Source organism: Curtobacterium sp. ME-Dv--P-122a (assembly GCF_030209645.1).
Taxonomy (GTDB): domain Bacteria; phylum Actinomycetota; class Actinomycetes; order Actinomycetales; family Microbacteriaceae; genus Curtobacterium; species Curtobacterium flaccumfaciens.
In genome coordinates this window covers 1-20,736 of record NZ_JARVRO010000009.1, presented here as the reverse complement: position 1 = coordinate 20,736, position 20,736 = coordinate 1, and the positions used below count along the sequence as shown (strand labels likewise).

The 20,736-nt window shown below is 73.2% G+C and carries 13 protein-coding genes and 1 tRNA gene; 4 read left to right on the top strand and 10 right to left on the bottom strand.

Annotation, left to right across the window (positions count from 1 at the left end):
- Positions 1 to 31: 31 nt before the first annotated feature.
- A complete protein-coding gene (locus QRN49_RS10695; RefSeq protein WP_284755700.1) occupies positions 32 to 1,345 on the bottom strand; it encodes a glycosyltransferase family 2 protein in 1,314 nt (437 codons plus the stop codon).
- Between the two features lie 157 nt (positions 1,346 to 1,502).
- On the opposite strand from QRN49_RS10695, the gene QRN49_RS10690 reads away from it, so the two are divergent.
- From QRN49_RS10690 to QRN49_RS10675, 4 genes are all read left to right on the top strand, one after another.
- Entirely contained in the window at positions 1,503 to 1,676 is a 174-nt protein-coding gene (locus QRN49_RS10690) for a hypothetical protein (protein ID WP_163343513.1), read from the top strand.
- A gap of 113 nt (positions 1,677 to 1,789) precedes the next feature.
- Positions 1,790 to 2,752, top strand: coding sequence for a beta-1,6-N-acetylglucosaminyltransferase (locus QRN49_RS10685; protein WP_284755697.1), 963 nt, complete (start codon positions 1,790 to 1,792; stop codon positions 2,750 to 2,752).
- Complete coding sequence (locus QRN49_RS10680; protein ID WP_284755695.1) at positions 2,749 to 4,281, top strand: lipopolysaccharide biosynthesis protein; 1,533 nt, start codon at positions 2,749 to 2,751, stop codon at positions 4,279 to 4,281. The genes QRN49_RS10685 and QRN49_RS10680 overlap by 4 nt, the downstream gene beginning before the upstream one ends.
- Positions 4,278 to 5,489 (top strand): glycosyltransferase family 4 protein, encoded by a 1,212-nt coding sequence (locus QRN49_RS10675; protein WP_284755693.1) that lies wholly within the window; start codon positions 4,278 to 4,280, stop codon positions 5,487 to 5,489. The genes QRN49_RS10680 and QRN49_RS10675 overlap by 4 nt, the downstream gene beginning before the upstream one ends.
- 72 nt (positions 5,490 to 5,561) lie before the next feature.
- Here the strand turns inward: QRN49_RS10675 and QRN49_RS10670 are convergent, their stop codons facing one another.
- From QRN49_RS10670 to gltX, 9 genes are all read right to left on the bottom strand, one after another.
- Entirely contained in the window at positions 5,562 to 6,530 is a 969-nt protein-coding gene (locus QRN49_RS10670) for a glycoside hydrolase family 16 protein (protein ID WP_284755692.1), read from the bottom strand.
- Positions 6,515 to 8,806: a PIG-L family deacetylase gene (locus tag QRN49_RS10665; protein ID WP_284755691.1), complete on the bottom strand. Its 2,292-nt coding sequence runs from the start codon at positions 8,804 to 8,806 to the stop codon at positions 6,515 to 6,517. The genes QRN49_RS10670 and QRN49_RS10665 overlap by 16 nt, the downstream gene beginning before the upstream one ends.
- Positions 8,807 to 8,864: 58 nt before the next feature.
- Positions 8,865 to 12,428, bottom strand: a complete 3,564-nt coding sequence (locus tag QRN49_RS10660; RefSeq protein WP_284755689.1) for a glycosyltransferase — start codon at positions 12,426 to 12,428, stop codon at positions 8,865 to 8,867.
- Positions 12,425 to 13,390, bottom strand: coding sequence for a glycosyltransferase family 2 protein (locus QRN49_RS10655; protein ID WP_071405691.1), 966 nt, complete (start codon positions 13,388 to 13,390; stop codon positions 12,425 to 12,427). Before QRN49_RS10655 ends, QRN49_RS10660 begins: the two co-directional genes overlap by 4 nt.
- Entirely contained in the window at positions 13,387 to 14,358 is a 972-nt protein-coding gene (locus QRN49_RS10650) for a glycosyltransferase family 2 protein (protein WP_245165670.1), read from the bottom strand. Before QRN49_RS10650 ends, QRN49_RS10655 begins: the two co-directional genes overlap by 4 nt.
- Positions 14,359 to 14,785: 427 nt before the next feature.
- Positions 14,786 to 17,551 carry an AMP-binding protein gene (locus QRN49_RS10645; RefSeq protein ID WP_284755684.1) on the bottom strand — a complete coding sequence of 922 codons (2,766 nt, stop codon included), beginning with the start codon at positions 17,549 to 17,551 and terminating at the stop codon, positions 14,786 to 14,788.
- Between the two features lie 380 nt (positions 17,552 to 17,931).
- Positions 17,932 to 18,003 (bottom strand) — tRNA-Gln (locus QRN49_RS10640).
- Between the two features lie 45 nt (positions 18,004 to 18,048).
- On the bottom strand, positions 18,049 to 19,080 hold the full coding sequence (locus tag QRN49_RS10635) for an NAD(P)/FAD-dependent oxidoreductase (RefSeq protein ID WP_284755682.1): 1,032 nt from the start codon (positions 19,078 to 19,080) through the stop codon (positions 18,049 to 18,051).
- Between the two features lie 6 nt (positions 19,081 to 19,086).
- A complete protein-coding gene (gene gltX, locus QRN49_RS10630) occupies positions 19,087 to 20,574 on the bottom strand; it encodes a glutamate--tRNA ligase (RefSeq protein ID WP_284755681.1) in 1,488 nt (495 codons plus the stop codon).
- Positions 20,575 to 20,736: the final 162 nt, after the last annotated feature.

The window sequence follows — 20,736 nt, the reverse complement described above, 5'->3', positions numbered from 1 at the left end:
GTCCGGTGCGTGCCGTGCACGCGGAGCGCGGTCACCCGCGCCGCGACCGCCCGACGACGTACCGCCACGGTCCGCCGAGCGCCGCCACGAGCTCGACGCGCTTGAGGCCGGCCGTCGCCTCGCGGAACGCGTCGTCGACCGGCCACCCGCCCACGGCGTCCACCGCGGCGGACACCTGGTCGGCGTCGGCACCGGTGCCCTGCCCGAGCGCCCCGAGCTGCCGCAGCGCCCCGACCGCCCGACGCAGCACGGCCAGTGCGGTGCGCGGGCGCAGCATGAGCTTCGCGACCCACGCGCCGAGGCCGGTGCCGTAGCCGAGCGCCTGCGAGCGCAGCGCCGCACGGTCCGGCCGGTGCTTGTGCCAGACGACGGCCGAGGGCTCCACGGCGAGCGCGCCGCCGGAGAACAGCACCCGGGTGAACAGGTCGGGGTCCTCGCCGGCGCGGGCCAGGGTGCCCGGGCCGAGTGCGACGTCGAACCCGCCCAGGGCGAGCGCGGCCGAGCGGCGGAGCGACATGTTGGCACCGGTGCCGAACGCGCCGACGGAGAACGGGAACAGCGGCAGGTCGGCCGGCGGCGCCGACGTACGGAACACCCGGCGGTCGGTGTTGCGCGCCCAGGTGACGCGCTCGTCGAAGTACCGCTGCGTGGGGGTCCGGAGTTCGCCGCTGGGCACGAGGCCGGTCACGCAGACGACGTCCGCGTCGCGGGCGTACGCGTCGGCGAGCGCTGCGAGCCAGTGCCGGTCGACGACCACGTCGTCGTCGACGAAGGCGACCACGGCCCCGGACGCGAGGGCGAGTCCGGCGTTCCGTGCGCGCGAGACGCCGGGTCGGGCCTCCAGGACGTACCGCAGGCGTGGGTCCGCGAGCGACGTGACCACGTCGCGGGTGGCGGTGGTGGTGGGCGCGTTGTCGACGACCAGGACCTCGAAGTCGTCGTGCTCGGACGCGAGCACCGAGCGCACGCAGCGGCGCAGGTCGTCCGGCCGGTCGCGGGTGCCGATGACGACGGAGATGCGCCCGACCGGCGTCCTCGCGGGGGCGTCCGGGAGGCCCGTGGTGCGCAGCGCGCGCAGGGCCGGTCCCAGCTCGGCCGGGTCCACGCCGCCGTCCGCGTCGACGCTGACGTCGACGAACCCGGCGATCTCGCGTCCGTCACGGACGAGCAGGCGGGCGCGGCGGAAGCCGGTGGCGCCGGCGAGTTCGACGGCGGACGCGGCGAGCGCCTCCCGTCGGTCGACGGCACCGACCCAGGCCGCGCCGGCCCAGGCGGGCACGTCCGGGGACGGCATCGCGGGCGTGAGCGTGAGCACGCGGGTGGTGGTGGCCTGCTGGTCGGTCATGGTCCGATGCTCCGGTGGGCCTGCTGCGGGGTCAACGGCGGCCGCCCGCGGTTGCGGCGACGGTCGTCCGACTTGCGGTTTGCCGCCAGTGCACACCCCCGGACGGTAGGATCGTGAGGACGACTCGGCGGCAGCACGCCGGGCACGAGGAGGACGCATGTCGATGGGCCCCACCGACGAGCTCGGCGCTGTGCTCCCCTCGGAACAGAGCGTCTTCGTGGTCGACGCCGTGACCTGCGTCTGCGGCCACGTGCAGGACGCCCACGAGCACTACCGTCCGGGCACGGACTGCGCCCTCTGCGACTGCCAGAAGTTCCGCAAGAAGCGCTGATCCGGCGCTCCGAGCGCTGACCGATCGGGGGCGGTGCGGGAAACCGCCGCTTCCCCGCAGACGGGCACGGGTCGCCTTGTCGGCCCCGGAAGGGCGCGGTTAGCGTCGCGTCCATGGCCATCTCCCCCGCGGTCCCCGCGTGCATCGTCCTCGCCCACGAGGACCCGGCACACGTGCGCCGACTCGTCGAGGCGCTCGACCCGTTCCCGGTGTTCCTGCACTGCGACGCGCGCACCCCCGAGACGGTGTTCCGCGCCATGACCGACGGACTGCCGGACCGCGTCCGCCTGCTCCCCCGCATCCGGACCGGCTGGGCACGCTGGGAGAACGTCGCCGCCGAGGTGTCCGGCTACCGGGCCGCCCTGGCCGAGACCGACGCCTCGCACGTGGCCGTGCTGACCGGCAGCGACTACCCGCTCGCGAACCCCGCCGAGATCACGGCCCTGCTCGAGTCCCACCGCGAGGAGTCGTTCATCTCGGTCAACCCGCTGCCGTTCGCACCGTGGGGCCGTGACGGCGGCATCTCCCGCATCCGGTTCCGGCACTGGGCGTGGCGGAAGCACATGCTCCGGCTGCCGGTCCCCCGCCGCGTGCCGGCGAACGTCTCCTTCGCCGGGGGCTCGCAGCTCAAGGTCCTCGCCCGTCGGCACGCCGCCGCGGTCGTGGACACCGTCGACCAGCGCCCCGACCTGGTCCGGTTCTGGCAGCGCACCTGGGTCGCCGACGAGACCTTCGTGCCGTCGGTGCTCAACTCGCCGTCGCTGACACCGGGGTTCGCCGACGAGCACGTCTCCCAGCCGCTCTGGTGGATCGGGTGGGACGGCACCGCGCGGAAGAGCCCGCCGTGGTTGACCGTCGCCGACGCGGGGCAGCTGCTCGAGCGTCGGACGGACGCGGACGTCGAGGTGCAGCACCTGTTCGCGCGGAAGTTCTCGACCGACCTGAGCGGTGACCTGCTCGACGTCGTGGACGCTGCCTTCGGGCTGCGCCAGGGCGCGGCGACGGCATCGGCGTCCGCGACGGCGTCGGCGTCGGCGTCCGCACGGCAGGATGCGGCAGCGGTGATCGCGCCGTGAGCTTCCCCCCGCAGACCCGCCGCGAGGCCCGCGCAGCGCGCGAGGCCGAGGTAGCCGCGCCCGTGCCCCTCGCCGCGGAGCCCATCGCACCCGTGCCCGAGTCGCTCGACACCGGGTCGATCGCGGTGCGGAAGGGCGCCTCCGTCCTGTTCGGCCGCGGCCTGCTGTACGTCGTCGTCTGGTCGATGCAGCTCGTCGTCTCGTCGCTCATCTCCCCGGTGCTCGCACACCTGATGCCGCCGGCCGAGTTCGGCGTCCTCGCCTCGGCCATCGCCCTGTACCAGGCGCTCGTCGTGCTGGCCGTGCTGGGCATCGACCAGGCGTCGGTGCTGCAGCGCGCCGAGGACGGCGACGACCGCCGGGCGCGTGGCCTGCTCGCCGTCGGCATGGTCACCGCGATCGTCGTCACCGTCGCCGCGCTCACCACGATCCCGGTCTGGGCCGACGCCGCCGGCTTCGTCGGCAACCACCCGCTGCTCCTCGTCGCGGTGCTCTGGACCGGCCCCGCCGCCATCGTGCAGATCTCGCTGGCGCTGCTCGTCGCCCAGGACCGCATCCGGGTCTTCGCGGTCACGAGCCTGCTGTCCTCGATCGGCGGCTCGGCCATCGGCCTCGGGCTCCTCACCTGGGTGCAGGCCGACGCGACCACCTACGCGTGGGGCGGCGTCGTCGCCCAGGGCGTGGCGATGGTCATCGGCATCGCGGCGACCCGCCCGCGTCTCGCCGGCCTGTTCGACCGCAAGACCACCGCCCGGGCGTTCCGCCTCGGCGTGCCGATCGCCCTCGGCAACCTGTCGTACTTCGTGCTCAACGCCGGCGACCGGATCGTCGTCCAGCGGTTGCTCGGCCCGGACGAGGTGGCCCGCTACCAGATCGCCTACGTCGTCGGCTCGGCCGTCATCCTGCTCCTGACCTTCACGAACCAAGCGTGGGCTCCGCACTTCGCCGCCCTCCGCGACCCGGTCGCCCGCCGACAGCTCGCCATGCACTCCCGCGACGAGCTGTACAAGATGCTCGGACCGGTCCTGCTCGCCGTGACCCTGGTGTCACCGGTCGCGCTGCCGATCCTCGCCCCGGCGTCGTACCGCGTGCAGGAGCTCTCCGTCGTCGTCTTCGTCGTCGCGATCACCGCGTTCCCCGTGGTCGCCAGCGGCGCGACCGGACGCCTGCTGCTGGTCGAACGCCGCGGTGTCGCCGTCGGGGTGATCGCCGCGATCGCCGGCGCCGTGAACATCGGCGCGAACCTCGTGCTCGTGCCCGTGCTGGGCATCGCCGGCGCGGGCCTCGCCACCGTCGTCGCCTACGCGATCCTGGCCGCCATGCAGCTGCTGGCCCTGCCCGATCGCCGTGAGTGGCGCGGACCGGGAGCCCGGATCGTCCTGACGACCCTCGCCGCGCTCGTCGTGGCCGCCGCGTCCCTGCTCCTACCGCAGGACGTGCTCTGGAACTGGGTCCGCATCGCCGGGGTGGTCGCCTGCCTCCCCTGGTTCCTCCGCCGACTGAAGACCGCAAGGGGTGGTGTCTCGTGAGACCGCGGCAGACTGCAACCGACGGCACCCGCCGACTCCGCGTCGGCGTCCTGGTGACCGGACTCGCCATCACCGGCGGACTCGAACGCTGCGTGCTCGAGGACACCCGCGAGCTCGTCGCCGCCGGCCACGAGGTCGAGGTCTGGCACCGGAACGCCCAGTCCCCGCGCGCCGCCGAGGGCCCGCCGCCCTACGAGGCGATGGGCGTGCGCCTGGTGGAGGCCACCGACTACCGGTTCGGCATCACCACCGCGCTCCGCGACGCCTGGCGGTTCGCCCGCGAGGGGCTGCGGATCCGACGATCGCACCTCGACGTCCTCTGGTTGAACCGCCCCGAGTACCTGCCGTTCGGCCGCGTCGCGTCGCTCGTCTCCGGGGTCCCGCTCGCGGTGCACCTGCACCACGCGCCGAACTACCGGCGGCTCGGACCGATCGCCGGCGGCCGCACCCGCTACTTCGCCGTCTCGCACGCGATGGCGCGCGCCTGGGCGGCGTCCGGCGTGCCGACGGACCGCATCACGATCGTGCCGAACGGTGTCGACACCGACGCGTTCCCGGCCGCGACCCCGGCGTCGGTGCACGACGCCCGCGCAGCACTCGGCATCGCCGAGGACACCCCGACGGTGCTCTACTACGGTCGGCTCACCCGGTCGAAGGGCGTGCTCGCCCTCCTGGAGGCGTGGGGTCGCGTCCGCACGAGCGCCGCGGCACGCGTGCCGATCACCACTCCCCCCGTGGCCGGTCACGCGGCACCCGCGCCGCTCCTCGTGCTGGCCGGTGCCCTCTACCCGGAGGAAGCCGACGCCGTGCACGCCGCGATCGACGCGCTCCCCGCCGGTTCCGTGCTCGTGCTCCCCGAGCGGGACGACGTCGTCCCGCTCCTGCACGCCGCCGACGTCGTGGTGGCGCCGTCCATCGAGCCCGAGGGCTTCGGCCGGGTCGTGGTCGAGGCGATGTCCGCCGGCCGTCCCGTCGTCGCGGCCGCATCGGGCGGCACCGGGGAGATCCTGTCCGGCGACTGGGCGCGGTACACCGTCGACCCGGCCGACCCCGACGCACTGGCGGAGAAGCTGCTCGACACCCTCGACGACGCCGAGCTCGACCCGTCACTCGCCGCACGGTGCCGCGCGTGGGTGCGTGACCGCTACGGGCGCGAGCCGCACGTGCGAGCGCTGCTCCAGGCGCTGCTGGCACAAGCCCGGCGCTGAACGGCGCCGGGCCCGGCGTCGTGCGTGCGCGCCGGGCTGCGGCGGCATCGATCTGCGCCGGGCTCGGCGGCGTCAGCCGGCGGTGGGTTCCGTGGACGGCAGCGTGGCCCGGGGGCTCTCGCCGTCCGCGGGCACGTCGATCGTCATCCAGTCGACCAGCAACGACCCGGCGGCGTCCCGGGGCGGCAGGCCCTCGAGGGATCCCGTCTGCACGACCAGGTGCATGCGCTCCACGGGGATGTCCTGGGTGGTGCTCCCGACGACCTCGTCGTCGACCAGGAACGACATCCGTGAGGGCGTCCACTCGATCGTGTACGTGTGCCAATCGGCCAGCGATGCGTCGGTCTCGTGGTGGATGCACTTCTCGGCCGGGTCGACCAGGCAATGCACGTTGAGCCAGGCGGGCGCACCGAGCGCACCCTCGGGGAAGTCGATCTCGCCGTGCGCCCAGACGTTCTCGTCACTCCAGAGCAGCACCGCCACCCCGTAGCCGTCGACCTCGTCGCTCTTCATCCGGATGCTGTACCGGCCCGAGGTCTGTCCGCCCCATCGTCCGTCGACGAGCGGCACGACCCCGCCGGCGAGCGGGGTGCCCGCCTTCGTCGTGCGGAGGTGCATGTCGAGCATCCCGTCGTGGGCGCTCAGCGTGGACGCCTGGTACCGACCGGTCCCCGCGGTGTCCGCGAAGCCGTGGTAGACGGTGAACCGGTCGTCGTAGGCCGCCTCGAACCCGCCGGACGGGGCGGACTCGTCGAAGTCCTCGGAGAACACCCGCTTCCAGCCGTCCCCGTCGCCGGTCGGCATCGCGACCCCGCTGGGTCCGGGGCCGACGGACGTCGTGCCGGTGGTCGCCGCGGCGACGGCACCGACCGCGACCACCAGGGCGGCGGCCACGATCGCGACCCGTCGTCCCCGTGTCCGGAGCGGGGTGCGGTGACGGGAGGCGCCGAGGCCGTGCGCGGGTGGGGCACCGTGCGCGGCGGCCGACTGCTCGGCGACGGGACGGCGGCCGTCCTCGTCCGGGGTCATCCAGCTGTCCATGCGCGGACCTCCGAGAGACCGACGTTGATCGTGCTGTTCGACACCCCGGTGGTGGTGAACCGCACCCAGGTGACGTTGCGGGCGGTGAAGTCCACCGTCCGGGCGCTGCCGTCGTTCGGGAGCTCGCCCACGGCGACCTGGCTGCCGTCCGAGAACGTCAGCGTGCCGCTCGTGATCTGGTCGTCGCTGTTCGGACGGTCGTGCAGGACGATGCGCTGGAGCGCGACCGGGGCGGACCAGTCGAGCTGGATCCAGATGCCGGTCCGTCCCCAGGGCACGGCCCACTCCGCGGTGTGGTCGACCGGGTGGCCGGACACGACGCCGTCGACAGCCTTCGCGACCGTCTGGCCGTCGGCCGGGTTGTCGGCGATCGCCGTCGGGGTCGCCGAGCCGGTGACGTCCCGCAGGCCCGGAGTGGGCGTCGGGGTGGGCGTCGGCGTCGGGGTCGGCGTGGGCGTCGGCGTCGGCGTCGGCGTCGTACCGCCGCTGCTCGCCGGGGAGAACGCGCGGATCTCGGCGAGTCCGACGTTCTGCGTCCCGCCACTGACCGCCGTCACCGTGAACCGCACCCACGTGACACTGCGCGCCGCGAACGTGATCCGCTGCACCGCACCACCGTTGCTCAACGCCGGCACCTGCACACTCGAGCCGTCCGAGAACGTCAACGTCCCACCCAGCACCTGGTCCACCGCGTTCGGCCGATCAGCGAGGTCGACCGCGTCCAACGCCGTCGCCCCCGCCCACCCGAGCTGGATCCACGTCCCCGCACGACCAGACGGCGCAACCCACTCCGCCGTCGGCGCATCCGGGTACCCGCTCACCACACCGTCGACCGCCTTCACGGCCGTCTGACCGTCAGCCGGGTTCTCCGCACTCGCCGTCACCGACGCCGAACCCGTCACGTCCGTCCGGGTCGGGGTCGGCGGTGGCGTCGTCGTGTCGGCCGGGGCCAGCGCGCGGATCTCGGCGAGGCCCACGTTCTGCGTCCCGCCACTGACCGCCGTCACCGTGAACCGCACCCACGTGACACTGCGCGCCGCGAACGTGATCCGCTGCACCGCACCACCGTTGCTCAACGCCGGCACCTGCACACTCGAGCCGTCCGAGAACGTCAACGTCCCACCCAGCACCTGGTCCACCGCGTTCGGCCGATCAGCGAGGTCGACCGCGTCCAACGCCGTCGCCCCCGCCCACCCGAGCTGGATCCACGTCCCCGCACGACCAGACGGCGCAACCCACTCCGCCGTCGGCGCATCCGGGTACCCGCTCACCACACCGTCGACCGCCTTCACGGCCGTCTGACCGTCAGCCGGGTTCTCCGCACTCGCCGTCACCGACGCCGAACCCGTCACGTCCGTCCGGGTCGGGGTCGGGTCCGTGGGGTCGGTCGGGTCGGTGGGGTCGGTCGGCACCGGCGAGCCGGCGGTGTACTGCCGGCTGAGCCACGAGGTCTCGGGTCGAGCCGAGCAGGCTTCGTACGAGGCGCAGGTCTCACTGTCGTGCGCGGCGTAGGTGAAGAACGCGTCGGCCTTCGCCTGGGTCTCGGCCGTCGTCAGGTTCGCCGGACGGTCGGCGATCGGGTACCCCATGTACCCGGTGAAGCCGTGCGTGCCGGTGTACTGCTGTTGCACCTGGTCGGTCAGGTACGCGACCGTGTGGTGGTCGCTGTGGTCACCGTCGCCGTACTCGCCCTCGTGGTCGAGGGTGTGGATGTCCGTCGGTGCGAAGTCCTGCACGATCCCCTGCAGCGTCGCCCGGAGCTGCGCGAGCGTGTACGTGGCGGCGTGCGGGGCGTCCGCGACGGTGTGCAGCGTGTCCATGTCGCCCGTGTACAGGCGTTGGAGGCTCTCGTAGCCGTTCGCCCAGAAGCCGTTGCCCTCGACGTTGCCGTCCGGCAGGTCCATGAAGACCAGGCTGATCCGCGGGTCGGCGGTCAGGGTCTCGGTGAGCAGGGTCCGTCCGGCGACCGTCGTGGAGCCGGTCGTCGACGCCGGGTCGACGCCCGCCATGCTCGCGTAGGCGGCCATCAGCCCGACCTGGCGTTCCTGCCAGTACCAGTCGGGCTTGCCGGCGTCACCGGCGGTGACGATCACCGAGCGCACGCAGCGCCCAGCGTCGATGTCCTTCCGCAGGTCCGTGCCCTGGAAGAGCAGGTCGTCGTCGGGGTGGGCGACGACGTTGAGCACCCGCCCGGCGCTGCAGTCCGCGGCCGCGGCCGCGGCGGGTTGGACCGCGAGGTTCGGCGCGACCAGCACGGCGAGCACCGTGGCGACCACGCCCGCGACGGACGCGACGGTGGCCCGTCGCGTCCGTCGCGGTCTGTCGGAGGTCGGTTCAGTCGGTCGCATGGCGCAGGCCCTCCGTCGTCAGTTCGTACATCGCGGTCGTCCCCGACGACCAGACCCGCTTCCAGTAGGGCGAGGACGCCATGGCGGCGGCGAGCTCCTGGTAGTCGGCGTCGCTCTGGTAGCCGTACCGCTCGTCGTAGGCGCCGAAGGGCTCCGCGACCAGGGCGTAGTAGCCGGTGGCAGACCAGTTCACGACGAGTTCCCGCGTCACGTTCGACAGGTCCGCCTCGGCGTCGTAGCCGCCGGTCGGGTCCGGGTACGGGCCGAGTGCTTCGCGGGACAGGTAGCCCACGTCGAAGTACCGTGCGCCGGTGTTGCTCGGGACGGCGTTGGCCGACCCGGTGAGCAGCATCACGGAGCCCGCGGGTGCCGTGCGGTCGTAGTACTGCGTCGCCGCGGACTGGCTCCGGGTCATGACGCGGTTCCAGTCGAGCGAGGTCTGCCCGAACGCACCGATCGCGACGAGCGCCGCCACCGCTGCTCCGGCGACCGCGAACCGGACGGCGGACGGGCGCATCCCCCGCTGCAGGACCGCCCCGACCGGGGCGAACCGACCGGCGGGCATCGGGAGCGCCGCCGCCAGGATCGCGATCCACGGCGTCGCGAAGAGCACGACGCGGAAGACGCCCTCCTGGCCGTAGTTCGTGGCGACGAGCAGCGAGATCGGGCTCGCGGCGGTGGCGAGGAGCGCCCAGTGCGTCCGGTCGCGCCGCATCAGCACCGTCAGCACGGCGATGAGCCCGAGCACGACGAGCGCGGCTGCCGGGATGTCGAACGCCAGACGCGTGACGAGCGGCTTCGGCAGGACGGTCATGTCGTGCGCGGGCGGCTGCACGTTGTCGAGCACCCGTCCGACCGCCGCGAGCGACAGGAACCGTCCGAGGATGTCGCCGTTCAGCGCGGCGAAGACCACCGCCGGCACGAGCACGACGACGGGCAGCCACCAGGGGCGGAGCATCCGGAACACGATGAGCGTGACGAGTGCGGCGACCGTCAGGTACGGCGAGATCTGGTGCGTCACGGCGAGCACGATGCCGATGAGGGTGATCGCGACGATCCGCGAGAGCCCCACCCGCCGTGCCCGCGGCTTGGCGGCGACGGAGCCGTCGGCGGTGGTGACTGCGGCATCGCGCAGCGGTCCGGTGGCGAGCACGAGGATCACGATCGACATCAGGATGCCGGTCGACTGCGGCGAGAAGTACGTGGTGTTGAGCGAACCGGTCATCGCGGTCAGCAGCGCTGCGATCCACGGCCGACGGGCACCGGGCAGCCAGTGCGCCGCCAGGACCCCGACGGCGATGGTCGTGCTGAAGGCGAGCAAGACCGGCACCCACGCGGCGATGAGGATCGTGTTGACGATGCCCCCGACGTCGGCCACCCAGGCCGCGCCGGCGAACAGGCCGGACCAGGTCTGGAAGATGTCGGCCGACGGGTTGGTCCCACCGAACTGGCGGATGTACTCGACGACACCGATGTGCCGCGCGGCGGCGGTCACGGTGGGCACGCCGTACGTGATCGCCTGGGCGAGCTGCACGACACCGCCGAGCACGACGACGGGCACGGCGAGCGCGCGGCCGCGGACCAGGGCGATGACCGCCGCGGCGACGACGAGCACGAGGCCGACGACCAGGCCGGGGCCGAGCGAGCCGAACAGGCCTGCGGGCACCGGGTCGCCCATGTGGGTGAGCGCAGCGACGACCACGACGACGAGCCCGCCGAGCGAGAGCGCCGTCGCGGTGGCGGTCGTGCTCCACCGGGGCCGGGCGGTCTCGCGGCGCACGAGGCCGGCGCGACGGAGCTCCGCCAGGTCACGCGGTACCGAGACGGCGAGCGCCGCCGCGGTGAGCACGACGACACCGACGAAGGGAACCGTCGGCGCCCAGATGTGGAAGGTCGCCATGGTGTAGCCGATGCCGATCGTGCCGACGAGCGACCCCGTGACAGCGAGGACGGCGAACCGTGCGAGGGACATCGGACGGACGAGCAGCATCGGGGCGACCCCGAGCAGCGCGAACAGGAAGACCGCGACGGCGCTCGCCCGCAGGGTGGGCAGCTCGACGACGCTGCCGACGGCGGCCAGCACGAGCGTCAGCACGACGATCGCGGCGGCACCGAGTCGCGCCGCCGGGCTCATCGCGCCACCCGGGGTCGGTCGTGCCGGCCCGGCGGTGTCGAGGCCGCGCTGCAGCTCGTGGCGACCGTGCGCCGTCCGGTCGATCGTCCCCGCGCCGCCCATGCGTTCGCGGAGCGCCAGGACCGGTGCGGTGAGCACGGAGCGCCGCTCGACGCGACGTAACCGGCGCTTCGTCGCCGCGAACTCCGCGTCGACGGCGTCGACGGTGTCCGCGTCACGCGCGGCACCCGTCCCGTGGCCGTTCGCCGGAGCAGCGTCGGCAACGTCGTCGCCCTGCTCGAGGCCGAGGCGTGCGAAGGCGCTGATGGCCTCCGGCGCCGCGTCCACCGAGGCGGTCAGCGTGTCGCGGTCGAGTGCGTTCTTGGTCATCCAGGCTCCGAGTCCGTGGCCGTGCGCGGCAGCGGCGGCGCGGAGCGACGCGACGTCGTCCGCCGATCGCTGCCACGCGATCGCGGCCGGTTCGACGGCGATCGCGGATCCGGCGAACAGCAGTCGTGTGAAGAGGTCGAGGTCGTCGCCACCGCCGACGCGCGTGCCGGGCCCGAAGGCGGTGTCGAACCCGCCGATCCGGAGCGCGGTCGCGCGGTGCACGGCGAGGTTCGCGCCGGTGCCGTAGGCCGAGGCGGCGAAGGGGTGCAGCGGGAGGTCGTCGACCGGGTCGTCGAGCCGGAACACCCGCCGGCGGACGGTCCGCCCACCGGGGGTGCGGTCGTCGTGCCAGCGCTGCGCCGGCGTCCGGAGCTCGGCACTCGGGACGAGCCCGGTGACGCAGGCCACGTCGGGGTCGGCCGCGAAGGCGCGGGCGATCGCGGCGATCCAGTCGCCGTCCACGACGGCGCCCTCGTCCACGAACGCGACGACGTCGCCGGTCGCGACGAGCAGGCCGGCGTTCCGCGCGGCGGCGAGTCCGCCGTCGGGCGCGGGGATGGTGGTGATGCGGCGTCCGCCGATGTCGACGGTCGCCACACCGCCGTCGTCGGCGCCGTGCGAGACGACGACGACGTCGAAGTCGGGGTGCCCGTTCGCGAGCACCGACCGCATGGTCGTGCCGGCGGCGCCGTCCGTGCAGAGCACCACGGTGACGGACGGCAGCACCAGACCTGCTGCCGGCCGACGCTCGGGTGCCGGCATGGGCCGGATCGCGCGCAGGAGCGCACGGACGTCGATGGTGCCGCCGATGCGACGGCGTTCGGTGATCTCGGCCTCGACGAAGCCGAGGGGCTCGCCGTGGTCGCGGACGAGTAGGCGGGCACGCCCGTACCCGGCAGATCCCTGCAGGGCGATGACGTCCCGGTGACTCGTCGCGTGCACGTCGGCACGGTCCACCTCGCCGACCCAGAGCGCGCCGTCCCAGGTGGGGACGAGCGGCCCGGTCACGACCGGCGAGAGGACCATCGCCAGGGTCGCGCGGGTCACGGTGTGCCCACCGGCTGCGGGAGCGGTGCGGGTGCGGGCGGGGTCCGCACGACGACGGTGCCGAGGACCCGGCCGACGGCGTAGCCCGCGACCGTCGAGACGACGGAGAGCGCGATGGCGTACGCCCGCAGGCCTCCGCCACGACCGACGTGGCGCAGTTCGCGCAGCACGGCGCCCGGGATCACCCGGGTCAGGTAGGTCGACTCGCTGGCGAGCGAGTCGCCGGTGCCGACCCGACGGCTCAGCACGGCCTTCGAGATGCCCTCGTAGTAGCTGCGGCGGCGCAGGTAGCGCATCGTCACACGGTCCGGGGAGACCCGGTGCGAGACGTTCGAGCGCGGTTCGTGCCGGATCCGCGCGCCGGGACGGGCCTGGGCGATGCGGATGCAGAGTTCGGTCTCCTCGCAACCGAGCGGCTGGTTGCCGACGCGGCCGATGCCGGAGCGGAAGCCGCCGGCGAGCAGGATCGCGTCGCGGCGGAACGCCATGCTCGATCCGATGACGTTGCGGACGTCGCCCGGGGTCTCGGGCAGCCCGCGGTACGAGCACCCGACGATCCAGAGCAGTTCGTCGGCGTACGGGCCGGGGCCGGTCGCGGTCGGCCAGGACGGCGTGGCACGACCGCCGACACCGACGACGTCGGGGTCCTCGAGCGCGGTGAGCATGTGTCCGAGCCAGTCGGGGTCCGCGGTGGCGTCGTCGTCCAGGAACGCGACGACGTCGGCGTCGGTCAGGGCGACACCGGTGTTCCGGGCCCCGGAGAGTCCGCGGTCCTCGGTGTTCGGGACGACCCGGAGTTCCGGCCAGCGCGCGGCGGCGCGGGCCAGGAGCTCGGGCTCGTGGTCGATGACGACGACGACCTCGGGGGCCTCGGGCTGGCGCTTGGCCGACTCGACGCTGTCCTGCAGGTCGCCCCAGCGCTGCTGGGTGTAGGCGCAGATGACGACCGCGACGGTCGTCACGCGACGTCCTCCTCGAGGGCGACGACGGACGCGACGACGGCTGCCCCGGCGACGGCGGACGCGGCGACGGGGGTCGCGACGGACGCACCGACCGGCGCAGCGGCGACGGGCGTCGCAGCGACGGGAACAGCGACGGGAGCAGCAGCAACCGGCGCAGCAGCCGGCGCGGCCAGCTGCTCGGCCGGCGGCACGACACTCATCGCCGCGCGACGGACCTCGGCACGGCCGATCGCGGCACGACGACGCTCGTGCATGATCGACTTCAGCACGCGGATGCCGTCGGTCACGGCGTTGAGGTTGCTGGAACCGTGCACGCGGAGCTTCTCGTGGCTCGGCACCTCGGTGATCGCGAGCTCGGCGGCCGACCAGCGGCAGGTCAGGACGGTCTCGATCTCGAACCCGTCGCCCCACAGCATCGAACCGTCGGCCGGCTTCGGCAGCTCGGACGACAGCAGACCGATCTCCGGCAGGACGTCCGCCCAGAAGGCGTTGTAGCCGTAGCAGAGGTCGCTGTAGCGGGTGCCGAGGATGATGTTGCAGAGCATGTTCAGGCCGCGGTTGCCCATGTTCCGGACGATCGTGATGTCGTCGCTGCCACCGCCGAGCGAGTACCGGGTGCCCTTCGCGACGTCGGCGCCGTCGACGAGCGCCTGGACGAACCGCGGGATCTCGTCGGGGTCCGCGGAGCAGTCGGCGTCGAACATGACGACGATGTCGCCGGTGACCGCTTCGAAGCCGCAGGCCAGGGCGTTGCCCTTGCCCTTGCGGGTCTGGTGCACGACGCGGATGTCGGGCATCACGCGCTGGGCGGCGGCGATGGTATCGTCGACGGAGTTGCCGTCGACCAGGATCACCTCGTACACGGGCGGGAGCTTCGGGAGGATGATCTCGAGGTTGCGGGCCTCGTTCCGTGCCGGGATGACGACGGAGACCCTCGGGTCTGCAGGGCGAACGGTACGTGCGGGCATGGCGCGGTCCTGTCGGGTCAGGGTTGCTGTCGGGTGGTGGCTCGTCGAGACGAGCGGCGCGTCCTCGGATGACGCATCGACGACGGTGACCGTCGTCGGTCGAGCAGCGGGACGCGGGTACGACGCCGCCTGCTTGCCGCGGGTGAGTGGGTACTCTCCCCCGCGGTTCCAACCATCGCCGTGGCCAGCGGGAGGGTCAATGCGCGGTGCGGTCCCTTGCGGACACCCGGGTGCGGATACGGAAACCCGCAACGGTCGTGCAGGTTCGCGGTCCGGCGCGGCGGCCGGCGGGTGGTGGACGCAGGACGAGCGGACGGGCGCGCCCCGCAGAGCGGCAACGCGAAGCGTTGCGCGGGGCGCGCTGACCGAGCCTGCGAGGGAGGTGTGCCAGCCGGCACCGCGCCTCCCGTCCGCCCGTGGGCCGGTCTCAGCCCTGCGGCACGTCCGCCGCCTCGAAGGCGGCCCGCAGCGCGACCGCCAGCTCGGCGACGTGCGGTTCCCGCAGCAGCGACGTGTGCTCGCTCGCGATCCGCACCATCTCGGTGGGCCCGCGCAGCAGGGCGGACCACCCGGCGGCGTCGGGGTTGGCGTCGGCGAGGACGTAGGTGGCGCGCCCGTGGAACGGCGTCGGGTGGTGGCGCCTGGTGACGATCTCGGCCTGGTCGAAGAAGGCGTCGAAGTCCTTCTGCCCACCGTGCCGCAGCACGCCGGCGGTGTACGCGCGGAGCCGCTTGGCGAACAGTGCCCCGTACGGCACGCCCGCGGGCAGGACCCGCCTGACGGCGCGGTCGAGCCCCCGCTGCACGGCCCGGACGGCGGTGTTCGGCTGGTCGCGCGGCTCCATCCGGCCGAAGTGCAGGCGGGCCTGTTCGGACTTCGTGCGGGGCAGGTAGGTGTCGAGCAGGACGACGTGCTCCACCTGCTCGCCGCTCTCGGTCAGGAGCCGGGCGATCTCGAGCGCGACGAGTCCGCCGAGCGAGTGCCCGACGAGCAGGTAGGGGCCGCGGGGCTGGACGATGCGCATCAGGGCGAGGTAGCGGCGGGCGCTCCGCTCGATGTTCCAGTCCGGCATCCCGCGGCGTTCGAGGGCGTGCTGCTGGAACGCGTACAGGTCGTGCGCGGGCAGGTGCCGCGAGAGCGGCAGGAACGTCAGCGCCAGGGCACCGCCACCGGCGAAGCAGAACACCGGCGGACGGCCGCCCTCGCGCGCCTCGGACACCTTCACGACGTCGGGGTGGCTCGGCAGCGCGCTCGTCCCGCTCCGCACCCGTCGGGCGAAGGCGCGGAGCGTCGGGTGCTCGAGCACGTCCGAGGAGCGCAGGTCGACCCCGAGCCGGTCCTGCACGACGGCGAGCATCTCCTCGGCGGACAGCGAGTCGCCGCCGAGGGCGGAGAAGTCCTCGTCCAGGTGCACGCCCCGGAGCCCGAGCACCTCGGCCCAGATCTGCCCGACGACGAGCTCCCACTGGTCGTACTCGCCCTCGACCATCTCGGTCTCGACGCTCGGCGCCCCGGGGAGTTCGGCCCGGTCGACCTTGCCGCGCTCGTTCCGCGGCAGTTCGGTCATCGGCACGATCGAGGCCGGCACCATGTACTCGGGCAGCCGCTCACGGAGCGCCCGTCGGAGCGCACCCGGTGCCGGGGTGCGGTGCCCCGGGCGACCGACCACGTAGGCGACGAGCCGGGTGACGGAACCGGGGTCGACCTGTGCCGTCACGACCGCGTCGTGCACCTCGGGGACCGCGCGGAGCGCCGCCTCGACCTCGCTCGGCTCGACCAGGTAGCCACGGACCTTCACGGCGTCGTCGGATCGGCCGAGCAGCACGAGCCGCCCGTCGGGGTCGACGCGTGCCAGGTCGCCCTGCCGCCAGCTCGGGGTCCCGACGGGGATGCCGGCGACGGCCTCGGCCTCGCCGGTGTGTCCCGCCCGTTCGGCGGTCTTCTCCGGCGCACCCCAGTAGCCCGCGGTCAGGGCGTCGGAGACGACGACGAGCTCGCCGGTCTCCCCCGGGTCGGCAGGGCTGCCGTCCTCTCGGAGCACGAGGACCGTCTTGCCGGGCAACGGCCACCCGGCGGGCACGACGCCCTCGGGCACCGGCTCACCCGGGGCCACCGGGCAGTACGCGACGCACGCGGTCTCGCTCGAGCCGAAGGCGTTCAGGAGCAGCGTGTCCGGGTCCAGGTGGGGTCGGGCAGCGGCGAGGTCGGCGCCGGTGACGGACTCGCCCGTGGTCATCAGGAAGCGCAGCCCGCCGAGCACCGGTGCGGTCCCGGCGGCCGTCCCGTGCGACCCGGGGGCGTTCTGCGACCCGATGATCGAGCGCAGCAGGTGCGGGGTGCAGACGAGCACGTTCACGTCGTCGTCCCGGAACCGCCCGAGCAGCCGCTCGACACCGAGCTCACGCGGCTCGAGCAGCACGATGGTGCCGCCGCAGAGCAACGTGTCGAACGAGAACAGGAGCCCGGCCGCGAAGGAGAGCGGCAGGACGACACCGAGCCGGTCGCCGGGGCCGAGGCCGAGCGCGACCGCGTCCTGCTCGGCGTCGGCGATCTGCTGCCGGTGCGTCAGGACGACGCCCTTCGGCATGCCGGTCGAGCCGGAGGTGAAGACGATGGCGAAGGGGTCCCGCCCTCCCGGGCGCACGCCGACGGTGTCCGCCGACGGGGCCGCGCCCGGTTCACCCGCGTCCAGCAGTTCGCCGAGTGCGTGCACCCGGCCGTCCCGTTCCGCGACCGCGTCGGCGGCCAGCGCTGCACGCTCGGTGTCTGCCACGATCTCGTCGACGCCGGCGAGCCGGGCCACGTGCGCCAGGCGTGCTGCGGGCAGGTGGTCGTCGAGCACCACCACGGTCCGTCCGGCACGCACCAGCGCGAGGATGCCGATCACGGCCTCGGTCGACTGCCCCGCCATCAGCCCGACCGGCTTCGACGCCCCGCCCGGGGTGTCGCCGACACCGGCGCCGCTGTGGTCGTCGGGTCGGAGCGTCACGGCCAGGGCTGCGGCCAGCGCGCGCGAGGCCCGGTCCGCTTCGGCGTAGGTGTACGGACGGCCGTCCCCCGCGAGCGCGGCGGCGTCGCCCCGGAGCGCCACCACGCGGTCCCAGCGGTCCAGCACGGAGTGGTCGGCCGCCGCGGGCACGGCTGCGGGGTGGTTCCAGGGATCGACGGTCGTCAGCGGGTCGACGGAGGTCACGATGACACCTCGGGTGCTCAGCAGCGGACCGCCACGACTCCCGCGACGGTCCTCCGACCGTAGGTCCGCGTTCCCCCGGCCCGCGAGCAGGCGTCGGCCCGGTGCGGGGAACCGCAACCGGCCGGGAGGCGCGGCCTGCGTCCGCCCCGGACGGTACGACTCCGGAACGACCGGTCCACCGCCGTGGGCGCCTCCCGCACGGCGGCTCCCCCGGCTCGGGGATCGTGCGGTTCCGCGCAACCTCCGGATCAGCCGTGGTGGCACCGTGGATGCGCCGTGCATCGCCGATGAGGACGCTCGGAACGAGAAGGTCCCGGAAACGAGAAGGTCCCGGAAACGAGAACAGCCCCCGGGATGTCCCGAGGGCTGTTCGTCGAGTGCTGGGGTACCTGGACTCGAACCAAGAACGACGGTACCAGAAACCGCTGTGTTGCCAATTACACCATACCCCAAAAGGCCTGTCGGCCTTCTGGCCCGGTCACCCGGGGCACGATCAACTACTGTACAGCATCCCGGAGGTCCGCAAGACCACCCACCAGGTCTCGGTGCACGGCGGCGGCGGTCGCGGCTCCGTGTCCGGCGGCGACGATGAGCTGCTCCGGCCCGGGAGGTGTGACGTCTCCCACGGCGTAGAGCCCCGGGACGGACGTCCGGCCCACCCGGTCGACCACGAGGAGTCCCTGCGTGTCGCGCTGGAGCCCGTCGAGCGCCTCGGGCGTGTCGTCGTTCGCGGCCGTGTTCCCGCTCGTTGCGCTCGGACTCGTGGTGGCGCTGGTGCGCAGCCAGTCGAGGTCGGCGTGCCACACCGGTCGGACGAACCCGCCGGTCCGTGGCTCGACGTGGCCGTCGGCGAGCCGGACACCGGTCATCCCGGTGCGATCGCCCTCGAGGTCCTCGACGACCCGCTCGTCCACGACGATCCCGGCGGCCGCCAGTCGAGCGCGGCCGGCGTCGTCGAGCGGCGCCACCCCGTTCGTGTAGACGATCAGGTCGTCGGTCCACGCGGCGATGAGCAGTGCGCGGTCGACGACGTCGTCGGTCTCGCAGATGAACGCGAGCGGCTGCCCGGCCTTGTCGTACGCATCGCACTCGACACAGCTGTGCACCGCGGTGCCGTAGAACGCGCGGAGCATCGGCAGCGACGGGAACTCCTCACGCAACCCCGTCGCCACGACGACCGTCCGGGCCCGGGCCTCGAGCTCGGCGCCCCGCCACGAACCGTGCACCCGCCAGGTGTCCGTGTCGGGGTCCGGGGTCACCAGGTCGACGACGGACTGCACGACCGTCGCCTCCGGGTACCCCTCGACCTCGGTCCGCCCGAGCTTGCGGAGTTCGAGCGGCGAGATGCCATCGCGCGTCAGGAACCCGTGCGACCGCAGCGTCGCGGCGTTCCGGGGTCGGTTCGCGTCGACGAGCAGCACGGTCCGCTTCGCCCGGACCAGGTTGAGCGCAGCGCTCAGCCCGGCCGGCCCGGCGCCGATGACCGCGACGTCGTGCACGACCTGGTCGGCGTGCTCCGTGCTGCTCACGGTCGGTCAGCGCGCCGCGAGGGCGCGGAGCCGGGTCAGGGTGGACTCCTTGCCCAGGATCTCCATCGACTCGAACAATGGCGGACTGATGCGACGCCCGGACACTGCCACGCGCAGCGGGCCGAAGGCGACGCGGGGCTTCAGGCCGAGCTCGTCGATGAGGGCCGAACGGAGCGCACCCTCGATGGCCTCGGTGGTCCAGTCCTGGACACCCTCGAGCGCGGCGGTGCTCGCGTTCAGGACCGTCGCCGTGTCGCCCTTGAGCGAGGCCAGCGCGTCGTCCTCGACCACCAGGTCGGCGTCGGAGGTGAACAGGAACCCGAGCATCGCCGGTGCCTCGCCGAGCAGCTGCATGCGCTCCTGCACGAGCGGAGCCGCCTTGGTCAGGACCTCGAGCTGCTCCGGTGTCGCCGGGTCGCTGATGAACTCCGACAGGTACGGCAGCAGGCGCGACCGGAAGTCCTCCGGCGCCAGCAGACGGATGTGGTCCCCGTTGATCGCCTCGGCCTTCTTGTGGTCGAAACGGGCCGGGTTCGGGTTCACGTCGGTGACGTCGAACGCCGCGACCATCTCGTCGATCGAGAACACGTCGCGGTCGGGCCCGATCGACCAGCCGAGCAGCGCCAGGTAGTTGACGAGCCCCTCCGGGATCATGCCGGCGGCGCGGTGGTGGAACAGGTTCGACTCGGGGTCACGCTTCGAGAGCTTCTTGTTGCCCTCCCCCATCACGTACGGCAGGTGTCCGAACACGGGGATGGAGGGCGCGAGGCCGATCTCGTACAGCGCCTCGTACAGGGCGATCTGGCGCGGGGTCGACGACAGCAGGTCCTCGCCCCGGAGCACGTGCGTGATGCCCATCAGGGCGTCGTCGACCGGGTTGGTGAACGTGTACAGCGGCTTGCCGTTCGGGCGGACCACCACGAAGTCGGGGAACGTGCCCTGCTTGAAGGTGATCTCCCCGCGCACCAGGTCGTCGAAACTCAGGTCACGGTCGGGCACCCGCAGACGGAGCGCCGGCTCGCGGCCCTCGTCGCGGAACGCCTGGCGCTCGGCATCGGTCAGATCACGCTCGTGGTTGTCGTAGCCCTGCTTGGGGTCACGACCGGCCGCCTTGTTGCGGGCTTCCATCTCGTCCGGCGTGACGAAGGACTCGTAGATGTGTCCCGACTCCTTGAGCTTCGCGATCACGTCGTCGTAGATCGCGGTGCGCTCCGACTGCCGGTACGGTCCGTGCTCGCCGCCGGCGTCCACGCCCTCGTCCCAGTCGAGCCGCAGCCAGCGGAGCGCGTCGAGGATCTGCGCGTACGACTCCTCGCTGTCGCGGGCGGCGTCGGTGTCCTCGATGCGGAACACGAGCTTGCCGCCGGTGTGGCGGGCGTAGGCCCAGTTGAAGAGCGCGGTGCGGATGAGCCCCACGTGCGGGGTCCCCGTCGGGCTCGGGCAGAAGCGGACGCGGATGTCGGAGCCGGAGGCGGTGGTGAATGGCGCAGTCATGACCCGACAACCCTACCGCGGTGTCTGTCCCTGCCACCTGCTCTGTGGACGGGCCGGGAACGCAGAAAACCCCTGACCACGAATGGTCAGGGGTGCCCTGGTGTTTCTACGTTAAGTCCGGCGGCGTCCTACTCTCCCACAAGGTCCCCCTTGCAGTACCAT